The 18,688-nt window shown below is 65.8% G+C and carries 12 protein-coding genes; 8 read left to right on the top strand and 4 right to left on the bottom strand.

The genetic code is table 11. The features are described from left to right. Window positions 1-71: 71 nt before the first annotated feature. From ACE3SG_RS23045 to tagF, 8 genes are all read left to right on the top strand, one after another. Entirely contained in the window at window positions 72-551 is a 480-nt protein-coding gene (locus tag ACE3SG_RS23045) for a hypothetical protein (protein WP_374568570.1), read from the top strand. A gap of 7 nt (window positions 552-558) precedes the next feature. Continuing rightward, complete coding sequence (locus tag ACE3SG_RS23050; protein ID WP_374568571.1) at window positions 559-966, top strand: hypothetical protein; 408 nt, start codon at window positions 559-561, stop codon at window positions 964-966. Window positions 967-1,014: 48 nt separating this feature from the next. Continuing rightward, entirely contained in the window at window positions 1,015-2,022 is a 1,008-nt protein-coding gene (locus tag ACE3SG_RS23055) for a D-2-hydroxyacid dehydrogenase family protein (protein WP_374568572.1), read from the top strand. 98 nt (window positions 2,023-2,120) lie between these two features. After that, a complete protein-coding gene (gene tssJ, locus ACE3SG_RS23060) occupies window positions 2,121-2,597 on the top strand; it encodes a type VI secretion system lipoprotein TssJ (protein WP_374568573.1) in 477 nt (158 codons plus the stop codon). 75 nt (window positions 2,598-2,672) lie between these two features. Beyond that, window positions 2,673-4,007, top strand: a complete 1,335-nt coding sequence (gene tssK, locus ACE3SG_RS23065) for a type VI secretion system baseplate subunit TssK (protein WP_374568574.1) — start codon at window positions 2,673-2,675, stop codon at window positions 4,005-4,007. Between the two features lie 26 nt (window positions 4,008-4,033). Next, the gene (locus tag ACE3SG_RS23070; protein ID WP_374568575.1) at window positions 4,034-5,389 is read left to right on the top strand and encodes a DotU family type VI secretion system protein; all 1,356 of its coding nucleotides are present in this window, start codon (window positions 4,034-4,036) and stop codon (window positions 5,387-5,389) included. Further along, window positions 5,386-8,961, top strand: coding sequence for a type VI secretion system membrane subunit TssM (gene tssM, locus ACE3SG_RS23075; RefSeq protein ID WP_374568576.1), 3,576 nt, complete (start codon window positions 5,386-5,388; stop codon window positions 8,959-8,961). The genes ACE3SG_RS23070 and tssM overlap by 4 nt, the downstream gene beginning before the upstream one ends. 23 nt (window positions 8,962-8,984) lie before the next feature. After that, window positions 8,985-9,674, top strand: a complete 690-nt coding sequence (gene tagF / locus ACE3SG_RS23080; protein WP_374568577.1) for a type VI secretion system-associated protein TagF — start codon at window positions 8,985-8,987, stop codon at window positions 9,672-9,674. Window positions 9,675-9,848: 174 nt separating this feature from the next. On the opposite strand, the gene ACE3SG_RS23085 is transcribed toward tagF, so the two are convergent. The 4 genes from ACE3SG_RS23085 to ACE3SG_RS23100 all read right to left on the bottom strand — a co-directional run bounded on the left by ACE3SG_RS23085 (window position 9,849) and on the right by ACE3SG_RS23100 (window position 18,661). Further along, window positions 9,849-10,250 carry a hypothetical protein gene (locus tag ACE3SG_RS23085; protein ID WP_374568578.1) on the bottom strand — a complete coding sequence of 134 codons (402 nt, stop codon included), beginning with the start codon at window positions 10,248-10,250 and terminating at the stop codon, window positions 9,849-9,851. A gap of 683 nt (window positions 10,251-10,933) precedes the next feature. Then, a complete protein-coding gene (locus tag ACE3SG_RS23090) occupies window positions 10,934-15,145 on the bottom strand; it encodes a radical SAM protein (protein WP_374568579.1) in 4,212 nt (1,403 codons plus the stop codon). Window positions 15,146-15,173: 28 nt separating this feature from the next. Next, the gene (locus tag ACE3SG_RS23095) at window positions 15,174-17,429 is read right to left on the bottom strand and encodes a hypothetical protein (RefSeq protein WP_374568580.1); all 2,256 of its coding nucleotides are present in this window, start codon (window positions 17,427-17,429) and stop codon (window positions 15,174-15,176) included. Beyond that, window positions 17,426-18,661, bottom strand: coding sequence for a hypothetical protein (locus ACE3SG_RS23100; protein ID WP_374568581.1), 1,236 nt, complete (start codon window positions 18,659-18,661; stop codon window positions 17,426-17,428). The genes ACE3SG_RS23095 and ACE3SG_RS23100 overlap by 4 nt, the downstream gene beginning before the upstream one ends. Window positions 18,662-18,688 lie beyond the last annotated feature (27 nt).

Consider the following 18,688-nt stretch of genomic DNA (forward strand, 5'->3'; position numbering starts at 1 on the left):
ACTGGAAACAAGGCGGCACTTGAGTGGCTTTTCAAGCGTTCGATCAGGGCCTCCGGCCAAACAATGCCCTCATGTTGAACACCGCGATGTCCGATGTAAGGGAGATGAAGGCCCCTCGCCTCTTCCGCCGCATCCTCAGCTCAGCGCCTGCGCCCAGCACGCTGCCCAACCGCACGGCCATCCGGCCACCTGCGGTGTGGGGCCAGGCCGAGCCCGTCTGGAAATCGCTGCTGAACTGGCTGCGCCCGAACCGGCCGCAGCCCGCCGAGCGCCGCACGCTCACACTGGAAGGCGCACGGCGCGACTTTGCCAACGCGCTGGCCGACCTGACGACCGAAGACGCCGTCGACCTGCGCCGCCGCGGCCAATCGGCCCGCTCGCTGCGCGAGCTGTGGCACCTTCGCGCCGACCTGTACAGCATGGTCGCCCGCTACCGCAGCCAGGGTGAAGCCGACAGCCGGCTGCAACTGGTGAACCGCCATTTCCCGACGAGCACCAAGCCGACCACCACCGCTGCCGCACCGCGGCAGGGGCAACGCCTCGATGCCTGAGCCAGCCATGGACGACTTCGAAGACACGGCCTATGACACGCAGTTCAACATCAGCGGCCTGCCGCAGGACCGCTCGGCCCGCCTGGCTGCGCGACGCGCGTTCGTCGAGATGAAATTGTTGTTCCTGCGTGCCACCGGCCCGCTGGAAGACCGCAAGGGCGAGTGGCTGCGCAACCAAGTGCGCCTGGCCAGCGACCCGATCGACCTGTGGATCCTGCGCGGCCCGGTGCTGCGCGCGCTGAGCCAGGACGACGGCCGCCTGCACCGCGGCCTGCGGGCCGAGCTGTACCGCAGCCTGGACAACATCTTCCCCGAGGCCTTCGGCTTCGACCCCGGCGCCACGCTGCCGCCCACCATGCCCGCCCCCTGGGAGGCAATGGCCGGCGAGCGCCGAACCAGCGGCTACATTCGCTGACGGCTTGGCGGCCCGGCAGGGCCGAACCCCCGGTGCAAAATCGGGGGCGTGAACATCATCATCCTCGACGACTACCAGGACGCGGTGCGCAAGCTGCGCTGCGCCAGCAAGCTGCAGGACCTGAATGCCAAGGTGTTCACCAACACCGTCAAGGGCCTGGGCCAGCTTTCCATCCGCCTGCGAGACGCCGAGGTGCTGGTCGCCATCCGCGAACGCACGCAGTTCAACCGCCAACTGCTCGAAAAACTGCCCAAGTTGCGCCTGATCGCGCAGACCGGCAAGGTTGGCCCGCACATCGACATCGACGCCTGCACCCGCCTGGGCATCGCGGTGGCCGAGGGCGTGGGCTCGCCGCACGCGCCGGCCGAGCTGACCTGGGCGCTGATCATGGCCGCGATGCGCCGGCTGCCGCAGTACATCGGCAACCTCAAGCACGGCGCCTGGCAGCAGTCGGGCCTGAAATCGGCCTCGATGCCGCCCAACTTCAGCATCGGCATGCAGCTGCGCGGCAAGGTGCTGGGCATCTGGGGCTACGGCAAGATCGGCGCGCTGGTGGCCGGCTACGGCCGCGCGTTCGGCATGGACGTGCGCATCTGGGCCAGCGACGAATCGCGCGAGCGCGCGGTGGCCGAGGGTTACGCGGTGTTCGCCAGCCGCGAGCAGGCGTTCGAAGAAAGCGACGTGCTCAGCCTGCACCTGCGCCTGTCGGACCGCACCCGCCACGCCGTCACGCTGTCCGACCTGGGCCGCATGAAGCCGACGGCCCTGTTCGTCAACACCTCGCGCGCCGAGCTGGTCGAAGATGCGGCGCTGGTCTCGGCGCTGAACCGCGGCCGGCCCGGCCTGGCGGCGGTCGACGTGTTCGAGACCGAGCCCATCCTGCAGGGCCACCCGCTGCTGCGGCTGGAAAACGCCGTCTGCACGCCGCACATCGGCTATGTCGAGCAAGACAGCTACGAGTTGTATTTCGGCGCCGCCTTCGACAACGTGGCCGCCTTCGTGGCCGGCCACCCGACCAACATCGTCAACCCCGACGCCCTGAAGGTGCTGCGCTGACCCGCCGGTAGGCGGCCGGCTTTCCTTCGGGTTACCTAAGTCACCCCGTTCGCGGGGCGGCGCTGCGTATTCTTGGCCCGAGAGCCAGGAGCAGTCAGGTGACCTTTCTCGGTGAGAAACGCGGGTGGTGGTTCGGCTCGGCCTGTGTGGCCGCCGTGCTGATGGTGGGCTGCGCGAGCGCGCCCAAGCCCACCAAAGTCAGCGGCACGGTCGTGGCCACGGCCACGGTCAACCCCAGCGCCAGCATGCGGCCATCGCCGCTGATGCTGCGTGTATACGAGTTGAAGACGGCCACCGCCTTCAACGGCGCAGACTTCATGTCGCTCTACCAGCGCGACCAGGCCGAGCTCGCCGCCGAGCTCGTCGCCCGCGAGGAGATGACGCTGGCCCCCGGCGAATCGAAGCCCTGGGCCAAGATGCTGTCGCCCGACACCAAGTTCATCGGCGTGGTCGCCGCCTACCGCGACCTGGAGCATGCACGCTGGCGTGCCATCGCCGCGGTCGAGCCGGGCAAGGCGCAGAAGGTCGTGATTCGTGCCGATGCGCTGGCGGTCACCGTCACCGTGTCACGTTGACATGCCCCGCACCCACCGGCCCGAAGAGGCCCGCCCCGGCATGCCCAGGCGGCGCACACCGCCAAGGGGGCACCGATGAGCTGGCGCAGCAAGGTCGTGTGGACGCAGGGCATGTTCCTGCTGCCGCACCACTTTCAGCAGGAAGCGCGTTATGTCGAGCACCTGATCGAGATGCGGGTGCGCGCCACCGGCCCGTTCGCCTGGGGCTTCTCGGCCCTGACGCTGGACGAGAGCCAGCTCGAACTCGGCCGCATCGGCCTGACACGCGCCAGCGGCGTGCTGCCCGACGGCACGCCGTTCCTGCTGCCGCAGATCGACGCGCTGCCGGCGCCGCTGGAGGTGCCGGCCGACATGAAGGGCGAGCTGGTCGTGCTGGCCGCACCGCTGTCGCGCGAGGGGCAGACCGAGGTCAGCTTCAACGGCAGCGCGGCCGGCGACATGGCCCGCTACCAGGTCAACGACGAAACCCTGCGCGACCACACCAGCGCCAACGACGAGCCCGAGCCCATCCAGACCGGCGCCCTGCGCCTGCGCCTGATGCGCGCGCGTGACGCGACCGACGGCTACGCCACGCTCGGCATCGCCCGCGTGGCCGAGCGCCGCGGCGACCACCAGGTGGTGCTCGACCGTGCCTATGTGGCGCCGCAGACGCGGCTGGACGCGACCGCGCAGCTCTCGGCCATGGCCTCGCTGCTGCACGGGCTGGTCCAGCAGCGCGCGCAGATGCTGGCCGGCCGCATGGGCCAGCTGAGCCACGGCGTGTCCGAGATGGCGGACTTCCTGATGCTGCAGGCGCTGAACCGCGCCTCGCCGGTCTTCCAGCAGCATGCCAATGCGCCGCATGGCCACCCGCGCGAGCTGCACCTGGCCTGCCTGCAACTGGCCGGTGATCTGGCCACCTTTTCGACCGCCAACCGCCACCCGCCCGATTACCCGCTGTACCAGCACGACGACCTGCAGCTCAGCTTCGCGCCCTTGTTGGTCGACCTGCGCCGCATGCTGTCGACCGTGCTCGAGCGCAATGCGCAGCAGATCGAGCTGACCGACCGCAGCCACGGCGTGCGCACCGCGGTGATCCCCGACCCCGAGCTGGCGCGCAGTGCCAACTTCGTGATCGCGGTCAACGCGCAGATGCCGGCCGAGCAGCTGCGCTCGCGCTTCCCGGCGCAATCGAAGCTGGGGCCGGTCGACCGCATCCGCGACCTCGTCAACCTGCAGCTGCCGGGCGTGAACCTGCGCTCGCTGCCGGTTGCGCCGCGGCAGCTGCCCTTCCACGCCGGCTACCACTACTTCGAGCTCGACCGCGGCGGCGAGCTCTGGAAGCAGCTGGAACGCAATGGCAGCTTGGCGCTGCATGTGGCGGGCGACTTCCCCGGGCTCGAACTCGAGCTCTGGGCCATCCGCCAGTGAATGGTCTGGTGACGCACGGAGCCGCGATGGAACCCTCGGCACTCAACGACCCGTTCGCGCAGCTGGACGACCAGCGCACCTTCATCCGGCCCAACCCGGGTGGCCGCACGCCGACGGTGCCGATGCCAGTCGACACCACGCGCGATGCGGGCAGCAACGCCGACGCCGCCCTGCCCGACCACGGCCTGAACCCGCTGGTGGCGCTGGCCAACAAACTGCTGATGGCCGTGCCGCCGCTGCGCGCCACGCGCCATGTCGACGACCCGGTCGCGCTGCGCAACGCGCTGGCGCAAGGCGTTCGCGAGTTCGCGGCGCAGGCCGCGGCGGCCGGCATCCCGGGCGAGCGCGTGATGGCCGCGCGTTATGTGCTGTGCACGATGATCGACGAGGCCGCCGCCGACACGCCCTGGGGCGGCTCGGGCGAGTGGGCGCGCAACAGCCTGCTGGCGATGTTCCACAACGAGACCTGGGGCGGCGAGAAGGTCTTCCAGCTGATGGCGCGGCTGGCCGAGAAGCCCGAGGCCAACCTCGACCTGCTGGAATTGATCTACTGCGCGCTGGTGCTCGGCTTCGAAGGCCGCTACCGCGTGGTCGACAACGGCCGCGCGCAGATCGAGGCGGTGCGCGACCGGCTCGCGCAGATCATCAAGCAGCAGCGTGGCGACCATGCCCCCGCGCTGGCCCAGCACTGGCAGGGCGAGCCGGCAAGCCAGCGCCGCTTCAGCAGCTGGCTGCCGCTGGCGGCCACGGCCGCGGTGGCGGCGCTGGTGCTCAGCGGCGTCTACCTGGCGCTGACGTTCTCGCTCGGTGAACGCTCCGACCCGGTGTTCAACCAGATCCAGGCGCTGCGCCTGTCGCCGCCGGTCACAGTGGCACCGCCGGTGATGGCCAAGCCCCGGCTGGCGCAGTTCCTGCAGTCCGACATCAAGGCCAATCTGGTGACGGTGCGCGACGAGGTCGACCGCAGCGTCGTCACGATCCGCGGCGACGGCCTGTTCGCCTCGGGCAGCGACACGCTGGTGTCCGAGCGTGAAGCGCTGATGACGCGCATCGCCGACGCACTGGCCAAGGTCAGCGGGCCGATCCTCGTGACCGGCCACACCGACAAGACGCCCGTGCGCACCGTGCGTTTCCCGTCGAACTGGCATTTGTCCGAGGCGCGGGCGCAGTCGGTGAAGCAACTGCTGGTGGCGCACGCCGTCTCGGCCGATCGTGTGCGCGCCGAAGGCCGCGCCGACAGCGAGCCCGTGGCGCCCGACAACGACCCCGCCCAACGCGCGCAGAACCGCCGCGTCGAGGTGACGCTGTTCGTCGGCCGCAGCGGCGAGCCCGTTCCCCAACCGGCGCAGTCAGCGGCATCGACACCTGGGGGCGCACGATGAAGCGCGTGCTGGGCTGGATCTTCAACCGCTGGGTGCTCGCGGCCATCGTGCTGCTGGCGCTGGCGCTGGTGATCCACATCGTCGGGCCGATGGTGTCGATCGGCGAGTGGCGCCCGCTCGAAAGCGAGCGTGCCCGCTGGATCACGATCGGCGTGCTGGTCGCGATCGTGTTCGCCTGGATGCTGGTGGCGCGCTGGCGTGCGCAGCGCGGCAACCAGGCGGTGGTCAACCAGCTGATCGCCGCGCCGAAAAGCGGTGCCGACCAACCGGCCGAAACGCCCGACATGGCCGCCGTGCGCGAGCGCTTCGAAAAGGCGCTGGTGACGCTGCGGCGCGTGCGCTTCGGTGCCGGCGGTCTGCTCTCGGGCTGGTCCGCCAAGCTGGGTGGGCGCTACCTGTACGAGCTGCCGTGGTACCTGATCATCGGCGCGCCGGGCTCGGGCAAGACCACCGCGCTGCGCCACAGCGGGCTGAACTTTCCGCTCGCCGATGCGACCGGCACGCAAACCGCCATCCACGGTGTCGGCGGCACGCGCAACTGCGACTGGTGGTTCACCGACCGCGCGGTGCTGATCGACACCGCCGGCCGCTTCACCACGCAAGACAGCGACCGCGAGAACGACCGCGCCACCTGGAGCGGTTTTCTCGGCCTGCTCAAGCGCTCGCGCCCGCGCCAGCCGCTGAACGGTGTGCTGGTCACCGTCTCGGTCACCGACCTGCTCACGCGCAGCCCGGCCGAGCGCGCGCAACACGCCGCCACCGTGCGCCAGCGCGTGCAAGAGCTGCACGAAGACCTCGGCATCCGCTTCCCGATCTACCTGCTGGTCACCAAGAGCGATCTGCTGGCCGGCTTCATGGACTATTTCGCCACGGTCGACAAAGACCAGCGCGCCACACCCTGGGGCTTCACCTTCCCGCTGCAGGCCGGCGGCAAGGCGGCGCTGCAAGGCTTCGGCCCCGAGTTCGACGCGCTGCGCCAGCGCCTGACCGACGGCCTGATCGACCGTCTGCAAACCGAGCGCGACGCGCAGCGCCGCTCGCGCATCTACGGCTTCCCCACGCAGTTCGCCGGCCTGCGGCCGATGCTGCAGGAGTTCGTCAACGCGGTCTTCTCGCCCTCGCCTTACGAAGCCGACCCGCTGCTGCGCGGCGTCTACTTCATCAGCGGCACGCAAGAAGGCACGCCGATCGACCGCGTGCTCGGCGCCGTGGCCCGCAGCTACCGGCTCGAGCGCGCGGTGATCGCGCCCAACCAGGCCAGTGGCAAGAGCTACTTCCTCAACCGGCTGCTGGGCGAGGTGGTGTTTGCCGAAGCGGGCCTGGGCGGCACCAACCCCAAGTGGGAGCGCCGGCGCACCGTGCTCGCCGCGGCCGGCTATGCCGCCGTGGGTGTGGTCAGCGTCGGCCTGGTGGCGATGTGGAGCACCAGCTACGTCAACAACCGGCGTTATGTGGCCGACGTGGCCGCGCGTTCGGACGATGTCCGCAAGCTGCTGCAGGCCACGCCCAACCGCGCGACGGCCGACATCCTGCCGATCGTGCCGGCGCTGAACGCCACGCGCGGCCTGGCCGGCCAGCTGGACGACGTGCCCTGGTCGCTCGGCTACGGCCTGTTCCAGGGCCACAAGCTCGACAGCGCCGCGCGCGCCGCCTACCAGCGCATGCTGGCCGACGCGGTGCTGCCCCGCCTGGCGCTGCGCATCGAAGAGCAGTTGCGCCAGTCAGACGAAGCGCCCGAGACCCAGTACGAGGCGCTCAAGGCCTACCTGATGCTGCACGACCCCGAGCATTTCGATGCCGAGACACTGCAGCGGCACATCGAGGCCGACCTGGACAACCAGCGCCGCGAGCTGACGCCGGACCAGCGTGCCCAGCTCTCGGCCCACCTCGGCGCGCTGCTGTCGCAAGGCGCGGTGGTCTCGCCGATCGCCAGCGACAAAGACATCGTCACCGCCAGCCGCCTGCGCCTGGCCAGCCTGACGCTGCCTCAGCGCATCTACAACCGCATGCGCTACCGCGGCCTGGGCCAGGAGTTTCCCGAGTTCAACGCGGTGCGCGCCGCCGGCAACAACGCGGCGCTGGTCTTCACCCGCGCCAGCGGCGCCCCGCTGACCCAGGGCGTGCCGGGGCTGTACACCCGCGACGGCTACCACCGCGGCTTCGAGGCCCAGGTCGACGACGTGGCCGACGAACTGGCGCGCGAACAAGGCTGGGTGCTCGGCGTGGCCGAGCCGCAGCAAGATGCCGCCACCGTCGTGCGCGGGGGCCGCACCCCGGCCGACGACGCGCGCCGCCTGTACCTCGACGACTATGCCGCCACCTGGGAGGCCTACATCGCCGACATCCGCCTGCAGCCGATGACCAGCCTGGCGCAGTCGGTGCAGATGTCGCGGCTGCTGTCGGCGCCCGACAGCCCGCTGCCACTGCTGATGAAAGCCATCTCGCGCGAGACCACCCTGGCCGGCGGCGAGTCGGTGGTCGACAAGGCCAGTGACAAGGCCGCCGGCGTGGTGCGCAAATCGCGAGACCGCATCGCCGACCTGCTCTCGGCCAAGCCCGCGGCCGGCGGCTCGGGCACGGCGCCGCGGCCCGAAAGCGTCGTCGACGACCGTTTCGCCGGCCTGCGCTTTCTCGTCTCTTCCCCGCAAGGCGGCAAGGCGCCGCTGGACGACACGCTCGGCCTGATCGCCGAGGTCAACGTGCTGCTCAATGCGGTGGCCACCGCCATCCAGGGCGGCTCTGCGCCACCGGCCTCGCCGCTGCCCAACCGCGTCAAGGCCGAGGCGGCCCGCATGCCGCAACCGCTGCGGGCGATGCTCGACAACCTGTCGCAAAGCAGCGCCAATGCGTCACAACTGGGCGTCAGGCAAAACCTGGGGCAAGAGGTGCGCGCACAGGTCGGCGAGTTCTGCCAGCAAGCGGTCGCCGGCCGCTACCCGCTGGATCGCACGGCCACCCGCGACGCGACGCAGGCCGACTTTGCGATGCTGTTCGGCCCCGGCGGCAAGATCGACCAGTTGTTCCAGCAAAAGCTCGCGCCGTATGTCGACACGACCACGCGGCCGTGGAAGTTTCGCCCCGTCGAGGGCACGCCGCTGGGGCTCGACGGCGGTTCGCTGCCGCAGTTCCAGCGCGCCGCGGCGATCCGCGAGACCTTCTTCCCGGCCGGCAACGCGCCGTCGCTCAGGCTCGAATTCAAGCCGATCGAGATGGACGCGTCGTTGACCCAGTTCATTCTCGACGTCGACGGCCAGATCGTGCGCTACGCCCACGGCCCGCAGATCCCGATGGCGGTGCAATGGCCCGGCCCGCGCGGCAGCTCGCAGGTGCGTGTGCAGGTCAGCCCACCCAGCGCCAGCGGCAGCCCGTCCGGCATGGTCACCGATGGGCCTTGGGCGCTGTTCCGCCTGTTCGAGCGCGTGAAGATCGACCCCACCAGCGCGCCCGAGCGCTTTCGCGCCACCTTCGACGTCGACGGCCGCAAGGCCGTGTTCGAGGTCACCACCAGCAGCGTGCGCAACCCCTTCAGGCTGCGCGAGCTGAACGAGTTCGCCTGCCCGGCGGGGCTGTGATGGACGCCAGCGCCCCGACGACCATGAGCGACACCAGCGCCCTGCCGGGCTGGTACGGCAAGCTCTCTTCGCTGGGCGACTTTGCCCAGCGCCGGCTGCCACCCGCCTGGGTGCAGAACTGCGACGCGTGGCTGTCGCATGTGATGCAACGCAGCAGCGAACAGCTCGGCGAGCGCTGGCTGCAGACCTACCTCACGGCCCCGGTGCTGCGCTTTGCCTGGGCCCCGGGCGTGCTCGACAACCAATGGTGGTTCGGCCTGCTGATGCCCAGCTGCGACAACGTCGGCCGCTACTACCCGCTGCTGATCGCCCAGCCCCGCGCGCGGCCACCGGTCGACCGCATCGCGCTCGACCACCTCGAGCTCTGGTACACCCACCTTGCCAACGCCGCGCTGCAAACACTCGGCGACCACACCTCGCTCGACGCGTTCGAACGGGCCCTGGCCGAAGCGCCCCCCTGGCCCACCGCCGGCCCGACCTCGCCACTGAACACCCGCAGCACCCCCACCGCCGAACGCTACGAAATGCCCGCCGCGGTGCCCCTGTCCCGCTGGCTGCCCTCACTCGCCACCACCGAGCTGCTCGCCCGCGTGGCCGGCTGCACGCTGTGGTGGCGCACCGCCGACGACGGCACCGGCGCATCGGTCAGCCTGGTGCACCGGCTGCCGGGGGCGGAGACGTTTGTGGAGTTGCTGGCGGGGCGGGCGGGCTGAGGGGAATCAGCCGCGATGAGGCCAAGAGAAGAAACGAATCCCCTGGCGCTCGATCCTGTTGCCAAGAGCGGGTTCAGCTGGTTGCCCGAGGGACGGTGTTCATCGCCAGTGGCGCGCCGAACGCGCGCTGCCAAGCTGGCCGCGGCTAACGCCCAGACCAGCCTGACCACGTTCTTAGACGCAAATACCGGCCTTGGTAGTGCCCGTTGTCGGGACAGTCAACGTCGGCAGCGTCGACGACGTGATCGCCAGGTTGTAGCTGATCCAGCCGGCATAGGGGCAGCCCGAATCAAACACCAATCGAACGGTGCAGCTGCCGCCGACCGCCAGCGTGGCGCCCGTGCAGGTGTCGAAGCCGATGTTGATGTCACCGATGCTTCCACTCAGCCAGTTCAGGCTTGCGTTCAGATTCGAAGCAAAGCCCGGCCCCTGGTTGGTGACGGTGACGGTTTTGAAGTACACCCGCCCACCCTGACCAGTGAAGTTGACGGGGTTCGGAGAGGCCACGATACCAGCGTGGGCGGCGGCGGTTGCGATCAGTGACGTGATCGCCAGAGCGACAGTACGGAATCTCACTAAATGCCTCCTGATTGACGTTATGCCGTGCACCAATTTGCAGCGACAGACCAGTATGTCAGACGCAATTGTGATCATCAAATACCAAGTTATGCGCATGGACTAGCTGGAAAGATTCGCCGGAGTTTCCGACACGGTGACATGAATGGACGGGCCAATTCATAGACCGCCGGGCAGCCTCAGCGGCACAGGCGCGAGACATGCGCCCAACCGCAGTTGATGGAATCGACCGACCGCGCCCCGCGCAGTCTTGCCGCTGACTGGTCAAGACTGAACTCAGTCACTCGCACCCAGGAACTGAACGACAGCAGTCTTCTAAACCTGCTGTTCGCGGGCGAACCGGGCGAGTGACAGGTGTGGCTTGCAAGCTGCCAAGTGGGGCAATCGACGACAGCTTCCGTGAACCGCCAAACACGCCCCCCGTCCCATCGATGATGCTCAGCCAGAAGCTGCGAACGTTTGCTGTCCTGCGCACCGGCGTTTGCTGCCCATCGGGTGCCTCGGCTTGAGGCTCGCTGTTAGCTGCATGTCGATCGATGTCGTGTCTGTGCCAGTGTCGTACGAGAGCCGAAGGAGACTGCTGTCATTCGCGATGAGCCGAAAAGGTCCAGGAGCAAGCCGCGGCAATGATCTGTGGAGCACCAGTTCGCCGAATGGAACGACGAGAGGTTGTCGACGTTCTTCTAGTAGCCGGCAGCAACCAGTTCCTTGAAATCTGCAACGAACTCAGGCCGCAGGTAAAACTTTCGATAGGCCTTCTCGACCAAGCCAAAGAACTCGTTGGGACGCTGCCAGGTGACGCTGTGCAGGCGTGCCTTGGCGTGCCCCGCCTGCGCGTGATAGTCGTTGTACTTCACAAGGTCATCGAACCGGAAGCCCATCTTGGCGAGCAGCCGATAGGTACGGCGCTCGACCACGTCCGACGGTTCGATTAGCCTGCGGGCGGTTCCGAGATCGCCTGCTCTGCGGTCACCCGAGAAAGCTTCATCCCATCCAAACAGCAACTGCTCGTAGTCAAGCAAGCTCGCCGTCTCTGGATGTCCTGTTCCCCTGTCCTTGCGCAGCTCCTTCTGCGCGTCCACGAAGTCTTTGTAGAGGGCGAAGTAAGCAAGCGTTGCACCGCATTCCACAGCGAAGGAGATGGTGCGCTCGGTGGACTGGGCGCTCTCTTTGTGACCACCGATGATGAAGTACGCTTTGGTAAAGATCTTGGCCTGACGCAGGCGTCGAAAGAGTTGCTGGATCGCGTCGTTCGTGAACTCACGCCCGCCGGCCTTGAGGGAATGCCGACTGGCGGCGTCGCCGGACTCGACTCCGAACGCCAGCATGTTGCAGCCCGCTTCAGCCAGAGCGCGCACGAAACCACCCGCCTCCCCAAGCGCCTCGTAGGCCGCGAAGTCCTCAAGGCGAAAGATGCCCCGCCAACTCAACTTGCCGCCAAATTCGTCTCGAATCTCTTTCATCCCGGCCAGGAACCGCACTGCCCAAGCCTTGCCCTCCTCCCGACGCACCCCACTGCTGTTGTGCGGTGAGGCGATCTGAGGCAGCAAGTTGTCGTCGATGAACTGGATGCGCAAATCGGGGTACCGCTTCGCCAGTTGGCGCACTTCATCGAGAACCGACTCGACGTCGCGTCGGCGCTCACCATGACTGAGGATGCGGCGCTCCGTACAGAAACTGCAGTTCCAGTCGCAGCCCTTGGACATGACGATGTGCGCCTCGTGAACCCGTCCCTTTAGATCGCGAGTCCGCGTCGGCTCGTACTGCCCGGCCGGCCCCGCATAGAGGCGACGATCCACGTGGATCTTCATCCAACCCTCGTCGCTTGGGGGGCTGCCCGTCTCGCCCACAACGCTCGCCTTGGCGGTAGCAACATCCCTTAGCGCAACGACCGTGCTCCGGGGATTTGCCACTACGCCATCGCTCACGGGCCAAGGGGTTGGCGATTTGAGCGCCTCCACAAGCAACTGCAGATTCCCCACAGCGTCGTTGGAAATTGCGAAGTCCCAGTTGGCCAGGTCGTTCTCGTCCAGTGCAGAGAAGCGCCATGCGTCCAGGTTCGCAGCCGGGCCCCCTACGACCAAAACAGGCCGTTGCGTCGCACTACGTATCCTGGTCAGCATCTGCCGGGTGGACTTGATGGTGCTGAAAACGGTGTTGAAACCGATCAGATCAAAGGTCTTTGCGCGGCAGAAGATCTCTTCAGCAAGCTCCGGGAAACGGTGGCAATCCACCAAGTGCACGTCGTGCCCGAGCTTGGACAGATGAGTGGCTAGAACGCCCAACCCGAGTGGCGGCGTGCTGGTCTTCGATGCCGCGCGTCCTGCGGCGGGGTCGATGGAGATCGGTGGCAGCACAAGCAGCACACGCTGGACGCTCTGCGCCCCCCGTGCACGTGCATCCTCGACCTCAGGGTGCATCGCTCGGGAGAACCGGCTGACTTCTGCATTCACTGCCGGGCCAAACAGTTCACGTGAGACGGGGAAGTCCGTCAACGTAAAACGCGCGAGCTGCGGGTGATGATCTCGCGGCGCGGCAAGCTCGTCGCAGTAGTGGTTGAGGAACTCCCGCGCAAGCCACGGATGACCCTCGTCCTTACTTACGGCCATGTCCACTATGCGTCCGAGCATGGCACAAAGCGTCCTGGCGCCGTCAGAGTCAGTTTCCAACGCGTGCAGACGCGCTCGTAGTACCGGTGAGAACGCCAGATCTAGAGCCGCCCATCGAATTGCCTCCTCCTCGTCGTTCGCCATCGCTTCCAGTACGGCTTCAACCTTTCTGCACGACAGCACCACCGTCGCCATACCTGCAGTCAGACGCTTGTCGCCACGCCATGTACCCGTAACATTCTTCGGACTCAAGCGCTTGAAGAACCCGATCGGCTGGTCGATGGGTTGCCGCGAGAGGTCTGGCTTCAAGCTGGAAAGAGCGAGCATCGTCGGCGCCAAGTCGGGTGATTCCTCGAGCACTAAGCGGCTGTCGAACGGGCGCGCAAGCGCCCGCTGGCATCGGTCGATCTCAGCCTCGAACGCGACACTGCCGGCGACAGGAATAAGCCGACGAAGGCTTGCATATACCGCGGTCAGTCGCGCAACTCGGATGACCAACCCGGCATCTGTGCCTAGATACTGACGTAGTGGAGAGAGGAAGCTCAGTGCCAACTCGTCGGCGTTGTCCTCGAAGTCGGAGGAAAAGCGGCAGACATAGAACAACAGCTCGCGACGCAGGAAGCCATCGCCGAAGATGGCGTCACGCATAGGGGCGGGCAGCATCGCCACGAACTCGCTGAACGTCGTGGCAACTCGCGATGCCGCAGCCATGTATCGCCAGCACAGATCCAAGAAGACCGTATCGGCGATCAGAAGACGACCGGCAGTCGCGCGCGCCTTCAGTGATGCTGACACTGCCTGGGCAACGGTTAGCAAATCGTCCCTCAGGGTGCGACGCTCCCGAATCGTTGCCTTGGCGCCGACGTCGCTGAAGTAGTTGAGCGCCGAGCACACTAGGGCCCACTTCTGCTCAGCCTTGCCCGCCCGACACGCAGCCAGAGCCTCAAGTACGACGCCTGCACTAGCCACGCTGTCGCTCAGTTCCACGGCAAGCTCGGCAGCCTGCTGGCGTTGATGCCAATCCGCCGAGTTCGCCCACGGCCACTTGAACGGCGCGATCAGTTCTTCTGCGCACCGCTCCCAGGTGAAGTGACGCTTGATGCGCAGTGCCAGCGCGAGCGCGGCCTTCTTTCGTGCGGGGTAGTCTGCCACCACCGCTCTGAGGGCGATGGACAGCGTCTCGACATCGGAAGCGCTCGGCATACCGGCGGGCGCTCCGCCCGTCAGCTGAACCACCTCAATGCTGCGAAAGTCAGCGTCTGCAAGAGTTCTTCGCAACTGATCAATCAGCAACGCGAGCCCTGACTGGCTTGAGCACACGAGCGGCACGCCGGCGCAGATTGCTTCCCAGCCCGTGAGACCGAAGCCTTCGTGCCACGATGGCATGATCGCCACGTCGGACCGAGCGAGGTGCTCGTGCACCTCATCCTGTTTGTCGGAGAATGGGGTCGCCTCGATGACGAACATCGCATTCTTCTGTGCGTCCTTCTTTAGCAGGCTCAGAAGATCAGCATCTTTCGCCGGGTCCACGCCACAAGCGTAGAAGTGGCCACGCGTTGTCCAGCGGCCTACTTGCCCAGTCTTCCGCTCGGTTTCGTAGGCAGCGATGACGGCGCGGACACTCAGGACCCCGTTCTTGATCGTGTCGTCCTCCAGGCCAAGTCGGCCGCCGATGTAGAACGTGAGCGAGTCGGCCTTCTCGGGCTCCGCTTGGATATCCGCAGCGCCCGGTGTCAAGGCGATGACACGATCGTTGTGTTCGATACGAGAGCTCTGAAAGCTGTTCGCAAGGAGCGGCCCCACCGCGAATGCGTGATCGGCGCTTGCGACAATCTCATGCTGACTACGAGACTTGTTCAAGACCTCGGTTAAGGCTTGACCTTTCCGACGCGCGTACTCGAGGTAGGACATGTGACTGATCACCGCGGACCGCACTTTCGTGCCGCGCGGCCACCGGGCCTTGAGCTGCTTCGCACAGTCGATCGCCAGGGTTCCAGTATGAATGTCGTGGCCGATGATTAGAACCTCTTCAATGTCCCTCAAGGGCAGTGTCTCAACCTGCTGGAAGACGACATCCGTAATCGGTGCCAACTCCCATTTCTCGGGTTTCAAAAGCTTGACTTTCGCCTCCGGTTCAGCCGCCGGAAACTCTTGCACTACGCAAAAACACTGGCCGGGTTTTGGCAAGACGCTCGCAAAGCCTTGCGCTAGGCCCGTATTGAATACGTTGATACCGCCAAGGGCACTGCCCCAGCGAGTTGCAATGCAGACCACGACATAGGCCATTCTCGTCCTCCTGATAGCGCGGCCCGCGTCAGGGCTCAATAGCCTGCGCCAGTGCTGAGAGATATTCGGGTAGGCCCGCGGCGAGCGCCTTGGTACGAATTGCTGACCGGTCCGAGTCCCGGAGGCGCAGCCGCTTGGTGGCGAGCGCCAAGAGCATTTCCGGCAGCGCATCGCCGGTTCCGGCATGCCATCCCGCAAGTTCGACAAGCACGATTTCCGACATGCGATTGCTGTAGCCGGCGTCCACCTCATACATCAGGTCGCTTTTCCGGGCTGCTCGCAACAGGCTTGCCTTCAGCACGCTGTCGTTGTACGTCGTGAAGGCTTCGGGCGTCAAAAGAATGTGTCCGTAGACTGACTGCTGCAGTGGGACAACGTTGTTACCTTGCGGCTTCTTGGCTAGGTCACTACTGCCGGAGCGATCGGCGGCGAACAGGTTGGTCACGACTGCGAATACGTCGGCTTGCGAGATGTCGCGAGTGCCCGCAGCAGTGTCGAGGTAGACGAAGTCCCGCTGAATGGCCAACGGGCCGTGGAGCCCAGGCCAGAAGATGTCGTCCCTGGCCGTAACCACTGTCGACAACGTCTCACGTCGCGCTTCCAGTTCGCTGACACATTGACCTGCGAGGCTATTTAGTAAGTCGCGTTCCTCTTCCCACGGATTCTTGTCGGCGCAGCGAACTGGTAGTGCCAGTCTGCGCGCTTCGCGGTAGGTGAATGTGTCAGCACCTCTCTCCCCGAAGCCAAGGAACGTCTTGAGGTCCTGGTACTGGTCCGGCGTCTCTGCAAGCGTCAGCGCCGACACATACGCGACGTTCCCTTGGTTGACCTTTGACCGAAGCGACGCGTTGATCTGCCGAGCCACCGAGTGGCTAGAGAGGCAGCCGAAGACGACGAGCACGCCCTGGCCATCACCCAGCGCGGAGTGAGCGGCGAGGTCAGGCCAGTCGATGATGCTGGCGTTTGCGACCGCCGCGCCGATCCCTGCTTCGGCTATCAAGCTCGTCAGCTGTTCCTCGGTGATGCGCACACGCACTACCAGGGCGAGCGGCTGAGGCACGTAGCGGCGCAGATGTCGAATAAGGTCCTTGCGAGTTGCCGAGCATCTGAGCAGATGCGCGTCGTTGATCTCGATGGATGACGGTCGTGTCGTGTCAGGCTGCAGAACGACTTCAATTGCCTTGGCGGCATACAGCTCTGTGAGCGTGGAACGGCTATCGCCGGACTGCGTCGTTCGCACAAACTTCAGCAGCCGATGCTGGCGTTGTTGCAGAAGGAACTGGTCGCCCTCGAGTTCGGCAAGAATGAACTCCGACTTGCACAGCGAGCAACCAACAGCGGGATAGTTCTCCACCATCTGGTAGCCGAAACCGCGCTCGGCCGTCACGGTCAAATCGCAGAGGACGTTGCGTGGGCGCGTCGCACCTCTTGAGCACAGAAAGAAGAGCGTGACCACCGAATCTTCGTTCGCTTGCTGTGCCTTGAGACTCTCGGCAAGCGAACCAGATGTCGTTGCCGAAATGAGGATTACATCGTTGACCGACAGGCGGCGCATCTTCGACTGGCCGCCGTACGAGCTGAACGACCGTGTCGGGACATCGGCGTCCCAGATGCCATGCACTTTCGCCACACGCATCATGGCGTAAGCCAGCGACAGTAGGGGCGCCGTGTCGACCAGGATACGTTTGGGGCTACGCGGGGCCAGTACCGCCAGGGCGAACATCGCAAGCAGGCCGCATGCACTTGAAGACGTGAGGGTGTTGGCCGCCCGCAGAAACTTGTCGGCGTGCTTGTTTGAGCTTTTTCGGAAGTGGACTCCCGGCGGCGCGATCACCAGGCCCTGGTTGGAGTCAAACAGATGGAATAGCCACCCTTCGCTCAGGGCCGGGTCAAGAGGCTTCCGAGCCTCAAACTGGACTTGCGCCGTCGCGTCGTCCCAGCGCAGCTTGCTTGTGGTTATCGAGACTGCTCGCGTCTCGGCCGCGACTTGGGTCTCGAGCAAGTACACGTGGCCGCTCTTGGCTGTCATGTATGCTGTGGCTCGCTGCAGCGCAACGCCAGTCTTGAGCTCGTCTCGGCAGGTTTCGTTGCTCAGGAACGGCGCTGCGATGAAGATGTTGGCTGTTCCAGCACGCTGCTCGAACACCTGCTTGACGTCACCGCCGACCAAGGCGTCGTCGAAGGAGTCCACGTCATAAACCAGCAAGCACGCCTCACCGTCGTACTGGGATTCCCGGTACCTCGTGTGGAGCCAAAGGCCTTGCGTCTCGGTCTGTTCGCTCATGCTAGCGGCACGACAACGCGTACGACGGAGCCACGCACTAGGTCACGTGGCGACGGGTAAAACGCCACCTTTCTGTCCACATCCAGCAGGGATGCCTTGGGCATGCCGGGCCGAGTCTCGGAGGTGTCAGGCTCAAGTTGAATCCGAAGCTCCCCTTCAAGGAAGCTCCGGTAGCCGTGAATGCGACCTGTGCGGACTTCGAGCATCCCCTGCATCATCTTCAGCGCTCGAAGCACCTCGTAGAGGCCCATCCCCCGGTGGCCAAGGCGCGGGTCAGGTATCGCCTTTGCATTTTCGGAGTGCCGTCCGAGACACTTCAAAACGATGGCGTATTCGGTCTCGACGGACACATCTGGGCCGAGCTCGAACTGGCGGACCGTGTCGACCTGCTTGTCCCCGACGACGACCGGCTCGCCCCTAGCCTGGCCACGCAGCAGCTGACGTCGATAAGAGTTGTAGTAGCCGATGCCCGAGTCGAAGATGGTGAACTCCAGGCACGGGACCGGGGGCAAATTGGTGGCGTTGGGTTTTGGCAACCGACGCTTTTCGTCGATTCGCTTGACCAGCAAACCGCGAACGGAGTTCGGCTTGAGCACCTTGCCCTCGGAGTCCGTCTTGGCGTGATCGTCTGTGTTCTCTAGAAGCTCTCGAAGAATGACCGCCAGCGCCATGCGCAGCTTGGACAGCTTCTCAGGCTTGAATCCCGCGCCGCGCTGGGCGTACACAAGATCGTCGACTAGGGACTCGAAATCAGTCTCTGGCCTCAACCTGCGTGTGGAAGGTTCGTAGAGATCGACGGGAAGGCTCGGACGCTCAAAGTCCAGGCAGATGACGACCTGCCGTTCCGTAAACATATCGGCGTCGAGCCGATGACTCAGTACCCTAGTCCTGGCGCGTTCAAAGGCGTCCGGAGCAAGCTTAGTACCCGCCGGCGCGACGTGCTGCGCATTGTTCAAGCACAACGTCACTGCGACCAACGGGTTGACGGTGGGTGACTCGAGCAAGCGCCGCGTAGCAGCTGTGTGCCACACGACCTTCAGGGACGCCGCATCGTGGGCCAGAGTCACAAGGCGCTGGATGGCAAGCCCCTCGACCCCCGGCAGCGCGAAGCGCTCGTCGGTCAAGTAGCTGTCTGGAACCTCGATGACGACATCACGCCCGGGCTCTGGCAACGCGACGACCGCGGCGAGGTCCGAAAGCGACAGGTTGAAGGTTGCTCGATGCTCGGCCATGGCGCATCCTACGGCAGCTCGACGAAG

The sequence above is a fragment of the Ideonella sp. genome, from assembly GCF_041914305.1.
Classification (GTDB): Bacteria; Pseudomonadota; Gammaproteobacteria; order Burkholderiales; family Burkholderiaceae_C; genus Ideonella.

Coding starts and splice junctions, on each gene's coding strand:
- ACE3SG_RS23045 (WP_374568570.1), top strand. CDS start 72: ATGTTGAACACCGCGATGTCCGATGTAAGGGAGATGAAGGCCCCTCGC.
- ACE3SG_RS23050 (WP_374568571.1), top strand. CDS start 559: ATGGACGACTTCGAAGACACGGCCTATGACACGCAGTTCAACATCAGC.
- tssK (WP_374568574.1), top strand. CDS start 2,673: ATGAGCTGGCGCAGCAAGGTCGTGTGGACGCAGGGCATGTTCCTGCTG.
- ACE3SG_RS23070 (WP_374568575.1), top strand. CDS start 4,034: ATGGAACCCTCGGCACTCAACGACCCGTTCGCGCAGCTGGACGACCAG.
- tssM (WP_374568576.1), top strand. CDS start 5,386: ATGAAGCGCGTGCTGGGCTGGATCTTCAACCGCTGGGTGCTCGCGGCC.
- tagF (WP_374568577.1), top strand. CDS start 8,985: ATGAGCGACACCAGCGCCCTGCCGGGCTGGTACGGCAAGCTCTCTTCG.
- ACE3SG_RS23090 (WP_374568579.1), bottom strand. CDS start 15,145: ATGGCCTATGTCGTGGTCTGCATTGCAACTCGCTGGGGCAGTGCCCTT.
- ACE3SG_RS23095 (WP_374568580.1), bottom strand. CDS start 17,429: ATGAGCGAACAGACCGAGACGCAAGGCCTTTGGCTCCACACGAGGTAC.
- ACE3SG_RS23100 (WP_374568581.1), bottom strand. CDS start 18,661: ATGGCCGAGCATCGAGCAACCTTCAACCTGTCGCTTTCGGACCTCGCC.